The organism is Trichococcus sp., from assembly GCF_049589555.1.
Taxonomy (GTDB): domain Bacteria; phylum Bacillota; class Bacilli; order Lactobacillales; family Aerococcaceae; genus Trichococcus.
Map to the genome: position 1 here is coordinate 1 of NZ_JBAWAZ010000274.1, position 7,526 is coordinate 7,526.

A 7,526-nucleotide genomic window follows, 5' to 3' on the forward strand; every position below is an offset into this window, starting at 1 on the left:
ACACCATTGCGCTCCAGAAAGCTGGCATCAAAGAAGGTGCCTTTTCGGTCGGACGCGTGCAGACACCGACGCTCTTCATGATCTATAAGCGCATGAAGGAAATCACTGCCTTCCAGGAAGAGACGCATTATGAGTGTTTGGCCCGGATCACGGTCACGAATGGGACGTTCGAGGCGAAGTATCAGCATGAATTCGAGTCGAAACAGGAAATGAAAACCTTCATCTCGGCGCACGGATTGGCCGCTGAGATGCCCGCCGTCATCAAACGCTTCGAAGCCAACGAGAACAAGCGGGAGTTTGCGCCGCGCCTGTATTCCCTGAGCGATCTGCAGCGGGCAGCCAACGCCAAATTCAAGATGGGCGCGAAAGACACATTGGCAACCGTCCAGTCCTTGTACGAAGCGAAGCTGCTCTCCTATCCGCGGACGGACACGACATTCATCACCAAAAATGAATTCGCCTATCTGAAGGACAATCTTTCCGGCTATCTGGGCATCCTGGGTCATACCATCGACAAGCCGAATCTGACTCCGCGCAAAAAATACGTCGATGATGCCAAAGTGCAGGAGCATTATGCCATCATCCCGACGAAAAAAGTGCCGGATCAGGCCCGGATCGCGAAATTGAATGCGAACCAGCAGAAAATCTATGACCTCGTCCTGCGCCGGACCTTGGCGATGTTCGAAGAGGATTTCATCTACGATGAACCGACAATCATTACGGATATCGGCGGACTGGACTTCGTGGCATCCGGTAAGATCATCAAGAATCTCGGATGGAAGAAGCTGGAAGGCAACACAAGGAAAAAAGGCGAACCGGAGGACAAAATCCTGCCGATGGTTATGGTAGGGGAAGCCGGAACAGCCATTTTGGCCACGAAAGAGAAGAAGACCACACCTCCGAAGCCTTACACAGAAGGCACACTGATTGCAGCCATGAAGAACGCCGGCAAAGAAGTGGATGATGCCGAGGACAAGGCAATCCTGAAGGAAACGCACGGCATCGGAACGGAAGCGACCCGCGCTGGCGTCATCGAAAACCTGAAGGACAGGGGCTACATAACGGCTTCGAAGAACCAGCTGGCGATCACCGAAAAGGGAATCCTGCTTTGTGAGGCCGTGGCCGGCAACAAGATGAGTGATGTCGCCTTCACGGCCGAATGGGAAAAGTATTTGGCGAAAATCCATAAAGGCGAGGGTGACCAGGATTATTTCCTCGAGAACATCAAACGTTTCGTCATGGAAATCCTCGGCACGAAGAATGAGATGCTGCAGTCCGAAGGGATCGCGGAGCGCATCGATGCTGCAGGCGATGGTGCGGTAGTAGGCGTTTGCCCGGTCTGCGGGAAAGAAGCGATCATCAAGGGCAGTTATCTCCAATGCCAAGACTACGGCGAATCCTGTTCATTCCGGATTTCCCGCTATATCGCCCGCCGTTACCTGTCTCCCGAGGAAGCAAAAGAACTGTTGGCCCGGAAAGAAACGAAGCGCCTTTCCGGTTTCAAGAAAAAAGACGGCAAGAGTTTTTCGACAGCATTGCTGTTGGGGAAAGACGAAGCAGGCAATTATGCCGTTTCCTTCAAACCGTTCGCTCCGAGCAAGAAAAAGCCGGTGCGCAAAAAAATATCACAATGAACAGAAAAAAGGTATCCGGAAAATTGCTTCCCGGATACCTTTTCTGATTTTTTTAGCCTAAATATTCCGATTCATCCATCAATTTCACGGCGGTGCCGCTGCAGGTGACCATCAGCATGCCGTTATCGGCTCCCAGCACTTCATAGTCCATCTTCATGCCGACGATGGCGTTTGCGCCTTTTGCTGCTGCACGATCTTGCATTTCTGACAAGGCGTTTTCGCGTGCCACAGTCAATTCATCCTCGTAGCTCTTTGAACGTCCGCCAACGATGTTGCGGATGCCGGCTCCGAAATCCTTGAATACGTTGATGCCTGTGATGACTTCTCCGAAAACGATGCCTTGATAGGCAGTGATTTTTTTGCCCTCGATATGGGCGGTTGTTGTAATAATCATGTGACTTACCATCCTTTCTCCTAACGGTGAAACAATCAGTTCAACAAATCGATTATAACTTTTTGGTGATACTCACATTATATCAAAAGTCAGGCTTGAAAAGATACAGAAACCTGTCATCTTGATGGCCGTTTGGCAAAAAATGTTATGGGTAAAAGTGTACAGAGTGTTCCTTAATGGTAAAATGTATTAGACTCGAAACAGAAGGGACTGTTACCATGAAATTTGAAAAAATTCACCATGTGGCGATCATCGCCTCCGATTATGAGGCCTCCAAAGCTTTCTACACTGAGGTACTGGAATTACCGATCATCCGCGAAAACTACCGAGCGGACAGGGATTCATACAAACTCGATCTAAAGCTGGGGGAGAGCGAAATCGAGCTGTTCTCTTTTCCAAATCCGCCTGAGCGCCCTAGCGGTCCGGAATCAGTCGGGCTCCGCCATCTTTGCTTCTATGTGGAGGATGTCGAGGCAACTGTAGCGGAATTGAACCGCAAAGGCGTGGAGACTGAGCCGATCCGCTTGGATGATTACACGAATAAGAAATTCACTTTTTTCAAGGATCCGGACGGCTTGCCGTTGGAGCTGCATGAATAAAGCTTAGCTGAAACGGGGAGTGTCTCATTTGAGATGCTCCCCGTTTTTTCGGCCGTCCCAATCAATATTTTTTGTTGGGGATTCGTGGTATTCTGCTTCTGAATCTGACCAACCCCATCAGCTCCGGTGAGGGCCCCTTCGCCGGAGTACAGTGGCAGCAATCTGTTGTCAACTCCGGCGAAGCCGATCTCATCGGAGAACGCATGGAAAGTGACGGTCCGAACTTCGGCGAAGCCTTCGTTCACCGGAGTACGGAATTGAAGACGGAAGTGCTGGACTTCAACGTCAGCAGAGACGGACTGTTAGGATAATGGAGCGGGCAACGAAGTTGCGCGGTAGCTTTCGTTGTCCGTTTTCCGTAAAAGCTTTGTGTTCAAGTAATGAAAACGCTATAATGGATGTATTAACTTGTTGAGGTGATGACATGTATCAACCGGCACAAAACAGATATGACAAAATGATCTATAACCGCGTAGGCAACAGCGGTCTGAAACTGCCTGCAATTTCCCTTGGGCTTTGGCATAACTTCGGCGAGGTGGATCTGTTCGAAAACTCGCGCAAAATGGTCCAACGCGCCTTCGATCTTGGGATCACCCATTTCGATTTGGCGAACAACTACGGTCCGCCTCCAGGCAGCGCGGAAGAAACTTTCGGCAAGATTTTGAAAAAGGACTTCCTGCCTTACCGGGATGAGCTGATCATTTCCAGCAAGGCCGGCTATGATATGTGGCCCGGCCCGTATGGGGAATGGGGCTCCAAAAAGTATTTGACGGCAAGCCTCGATCAGAGTCTGAACCGGATGGGACTTGATTATGTGGATATCTTTTATTCGCACCGCCCGGATCCTGAAACACCGTTCGAAGAGACTGCGCAAGCATTGGATCTGATGGTCCGTCAAGGAAAAGCGCTGTATATCGGCATCTCTAACTATTCTGCTGAGCAGACAGCTGAAATTGCAGCCATATTCAAAGACTTGAAGACGCCATTCATCATCCACCAACCGGCCTATAACATGTATAACCGTTGGATCGAGGATGGTTTGCAGGATGTGTTATCAACCAACAAATTGGGCACCATCGCCTTCAGCCCATTGGCGCAAGGCATGCTGACCGACCGCTATTTGCATGGCATTCCGGAAGATTCACGTGCCGGAAGACCTTCATCGCCGTTCCTGAACGCGGAGCGGGTGCAGGAAACCATCGAGAAATCACGCGCTCTGAACGAAATCGCCCAAAGACGCGGACAAACATTGGCTGAGATGGCCGTCGCTTGGATTCTCCGCGACGGGAAAGTCACAAGCGTGCTGATCGGCGCCAGCCGAGTGAGCCAAATCGATGATAACGTAAAAGCGTTGGAAAACCTTGATTTCACCAATGAAGAATTGGATGAAATCGAAGCGGTATTGGCAAAATAAAAAATAGGAACAGCTTCCCGAAGCGATGCCATGCATCATTCGGGGAGCTTTTTTGCTGACAGGCTGATGTATCTGCTCCAGTGTAAGGCATCGTGAACAGAAAATAGTATTACTATTTTGCAGAAATCTGCTTGCAGACAATCAGAATGTTGGGTAAAGTGGATAAGTATGCCCGGATTGTTCATCAGCATCAAGCCAATCGGGCAAGCATCTTTATTCATAGAAAGGGGAAGTTATATGACAGACAGAAGAAAGGGACAGATCGGACTTATTTTTGTGACGATGATATGGGGTTCAGGTTTCGTCGTGAGCGCCATATCTTTGGAGTATTTTTCCCCATACCAAATATTGACCATGCGTTTTTTGTTGGCATTCATACTGATGGGGGCAATTTTTTTCGGCCAGCTGAAGCATGCGACCAAAAAGACCTATCTCAAAGGCATCGGCCTCGGAACCATCCTTTACCTGGCGTTCTTGTTTCAGACGGTAGGTCTTGTATATACGACACCTTCGAAGAACGCTTTCCTTACCGCCTTCAATGTCGTATTGGTGCCGTTCATAGGCGCATTGTTCTTCAGAAGGAAAGTTACAGCCCCGGCCATCGTGGGCGCGCTGTTGTCGATCGGCGGCATCGCCGTCATTTCCCTTACCGACTTCCACAGTGTAAACTTCGGGGATATGCTGACGCTGGTTTGCGCTCTGTTGTTCGCCTTGCAGATCATCTTCACAAACCGGTTCGTGCTGGGTGAAAACATTTATGCATTGACCACCATCCAGATGGGCACTGCCACTCTCTTAGGGGTGCTCGTATCGCTCGCAAGGGGAGAATTTTTGTTTCCGGCAGCCGCGGAAGGCTACTTTTCCATCATTTATTTGGGGACGGTCAGCACTATGCTGGGCTTTCTGATCCAAACGGCCTCGCAGCAGTTCACCAAAGAAACGGAAACAGCCATCATCCTGTCGCTGGAAGCCGTGTTCGGGATGGTCGCTTCCGCACTTTTTCTGAAGGAAGCCATCACGTTGCGGATGCTGATCGGAGCAGCCTTGATATTGGCTGGCGTATTGGTCGTGGAACTGAAGCCGAATACAACCCTGACAGACCGAAAATCCATTACGGATATCCAGGACTGAAGGGAATGTCATTTTTTTGGCTATCAACATGCAATAAAAGAAGGTGGACCGTAAATCATCAGGATTTACGGTCCACCTTCTTTCTTAATATCAGTCTTGGATTTCGAATTTGTAGATCGTTTCAGCCGAATAGACTTCATCCGGGCGGAGCGTGATGTCACCGAAGCCTTCTTGGTTGATGGCGTCAGGCAAAGCCTGCGTCTCCAAGGTAATGCCTGCATATTGGATGACCGGCTTGCCGGCGATCGTATACTTATCGACGGCGCCGTTGTGCATGAAGATCACGACGCAATCCTGATCGGTAAACATTTTGACACTTCGGCCGGATTTCGTATCGCTGAGGATCGCATCGGGTTGGCCTTCGTCATGCTGAAGCAGGAAAGGGTGGTCGAAGCCGGCGACTTTTTGGGTCTGCGGATGGTTTTGCTCTGCAGCAACTGCAAGCTTTCCAACGCTGCGGAAATCAAAAGGGGTGCCTTCAGCCGGCAACAAAGCCCCGGAAGGGAGGTTTTCGTCGCCCAATTCGGCAAAAGCCGCGCTGTTCAGTTGCAGATTGTGCTGCAGGATCGGTTTGTTGATGTCCCCGCTCAGGTTGAAGTAGACATGGTTAGTCGGGTTGAACAAGGTCGCTTGATCCGTCGTTGCCCGATAAGTGACTTTCCATTCGCTATCGGAAGTTAGCGTGTAGCTGACTGTTACCGAAAGTGTTCCAGGATAGCCATTGGCGCCATCTGCATCGATTGTCGTGAAGTGGATACTGGCCTCGTCAGCGGATGCCTGCACCTCCGCATCCCAGACAAGGGTATCCAATCCGGCCGGGCCGCCGTGCAGTTGATTGTCTCCTTCATTCACGACCACTTGATGCGCTGTTCCGTCCAAATCAAAAGCCCCTTTGGTGATGCGTCCGGCAACCCGGCCGATAGTAGCTCCGTAATACGGGCGATGCGTCACGTAATCATCCAATGAATCCATCGCCAAAATAACGTTCTCCGTCTTTCCGTTTTTATCCGGCATCAAAAGTTCCGTGATGGTGGCACCGTAGGTCATCGCTGTAAGGGAGATGCCGTTCGGATTCGTCAAGGTATAAGCCACGACATCCTTTCCGTGAGCTTGCCCGATTATTTCTTCAGATACTTTCATTTTGTTTCCACTCTCCTGATTGTTTAGTGTTAGGCGAAGTAATCAATCCGCTATATTTTACTTGGAATTCTATTTAAGTTCCCTCTCTATTGTAAGCGTTTGATTTACCCGAAGCAATAAAAATAGTAAAATATTTGATAAATTAAGTTAAAATTTACTGATACCTATAATGTCATCAAAAAAAGTGCTGAATTTCAGCAGAAAATGCCTGAAAAACATGATTCAGGCAACTGAAAGCGGTATAATGGAAAGAGGTGCGAGTCTGCTTTTTCATAAAAAATCGGACGGCTATTGAGCGGGATCCGAGGTGGCAACGCACGCGAAAACTAACCAATTGGAGTGAGAAATTTATGCTAGTAGGTGGAATTGAAGCAGGCGGAACAAAATTTGTGTGCGCCGTCGGAAATGAAAAAAATGAGTTGTTGGAGCGGGTCGCTTTCCCGACGACTACGCCAGAAGAAACATTGGAGCAGGTATTTGCTTTCTTTGATCGTTTTGATTTAGCTGCAATCGGAATCGGTTCCTTTGGGCCAATCGACGTCAACAAAGACTCGGAAACATATGGACATATTCTCTCCACGCCAAAGTTGGCCTGGAAAGATTTTGATTTCCTGGGTGCCATGAAAGCAAGATATGCGGTTCCAATGGGATGGACGACTGACGTGAACGGCGCTGCCTTGGGCGAATCCGCTCTGGGTGCTGCAAAAGGGATGAAGAACATCATGTACATCACGATCGGCACAGGTGTTGGAGCCGGTGCAATCGTCGATGGGAAAATTCTGGAAGGCATCGGCCATCCGGAAATGGGGCACATATTGGTGCGTCCGCATGAAGATGACCACTATGAAGGTTTCTGCCCTTACCACGGCAACTGCCTCGAAGGGATGGCTGCCGGCCCTTCAATCGACGGACGTCTGGGTAAAGCCGGCAAAGATGTGGAACCTACCGATGCAGTCTGGGATTACATCGCTTATTATATTGCGCAAGCTTTGGAAGCCTACACGGTCATCCTGCGTCCGGAGCGCATTGTATTGGGCGGGGGCGTCATGAAGGTTCCTGGTATGCTTGATAATATCAAAGCGAAATTTACGAAGCTGCTTGCCGACTATGTGCCGGTCCCTGCTGTCGATGATTACCTCGTGACGCCAGGCTTGGGCGACGATGCCGGCATCACTGGTGCGATCATCCTGGCGAATGAAGTGAAAGCATAAAAA

Annotated in this window: 7 protein-coding genes; 5 read left to right on the forward strand and 2 right to left on the reverse strand. The window is 49.7% G+C overall.

Annotated features, from left to right (window positions below):
- The coding region (locus tag WBV27_RS09925) for a DNA topoisomerase (protein ID WP_424201658.1) at window positions 1-1,634 on the forward strand (1,634 nt) is incomplete at its 5' end.
- 52 nt (window positions 1,635-1,686) lie between these two features.
- Here the strand turns inward: WBV27_RS09925 and WBV27_RS09930 are convergent.
- Window positions 1,687-2,028, reverse strand: coding sequence for a heavy metal-binding domain-containing protein (locus WBV27_RS09930; RefSeq protein ID WP_086943839.1), 342 nt, complete (start codon window positions 2,026-2,028; stop codon window positions 1,687-1,689).
- 218 nt (window positions 2,029-2,246) lie between these two features.
- Between WBV27_RS09930 and WBV27_RS09935 the strand changes: the two genes are divergently transcribed.
- The 3 genes from WBV27_RS09935 (at window position 2,247) to WBV27_RS09945 (ending at window position 5,172) form a co-directional block, all read left to right on the forward strand.
- A complete protein-coding gene (locus WBV27_RS09935) occupies window positions 2,247-2,627 on the forward strand; it encodes a VOC family protein (RefSeq protein ID WP_086986696.1) in 381 nt (126 codons plus the stop codon).
- 424 nt (window positions 2,628-3,051) lie between these two features.
- On the forward strand, window positions 3,052-4,041 hold the full coding sequence (gene mgrA, locus WBV27_RS09940) for an L-glyceraldehyde 3-phosphate reductase (protein ID WP_424201661.1): 990 nt from the start codon (window positions 3,052-3,054) through the stop codon (window positions 4,039-4,041).
- A gap of 237 nt (window positions 4,042-4,278) precedes the next feature.
- Window positions 4,279-5,172 (forward strand): DMT family transporter, encoded by an 894-nt coding sequence (locus WBV27_RS09945; RefSeq protein ID WP_424201663.1) that lies wholly within the window; start codon window positions 4,279-4,281, stop codon window positions 5,170-5,172.
- Between the two features lie 90 nt (window positions 5,173-5,262).
- Here the strand turns inward: WBV27_RS09945 and WBV27_RS09950 are convergent, their stop codons facing one another.
- Complete coding sequence (locus WBV27_RS09950; protein ID WP_424201665.1) at window positions 5,263-6,312, reverse strand: aldose epimerase family protein; 1,050 nt, start codon at window positions 6,310-6,312, stop codon at window positions 5,263-5,265.
- 350 nt (window positions 6,313-6,662) lie between these two features.
- Between WBV27_RS09950 and WBV27_RS09955 the strand changes: the two genes are divergently transcribed.
- Complete coding sequence (locus tag WBV27_RS09955; protein ID WP_424201667.1) at window positions 6,663-7,523, forward strand: ROK family protein; 861 nt, start codon at window positions 6,663-6,665, stop codon at window positions 7,521-7,523.
- The last annotated feature ends 3 nt before the right edge of the window (window positions 7,524-7,526 follow it).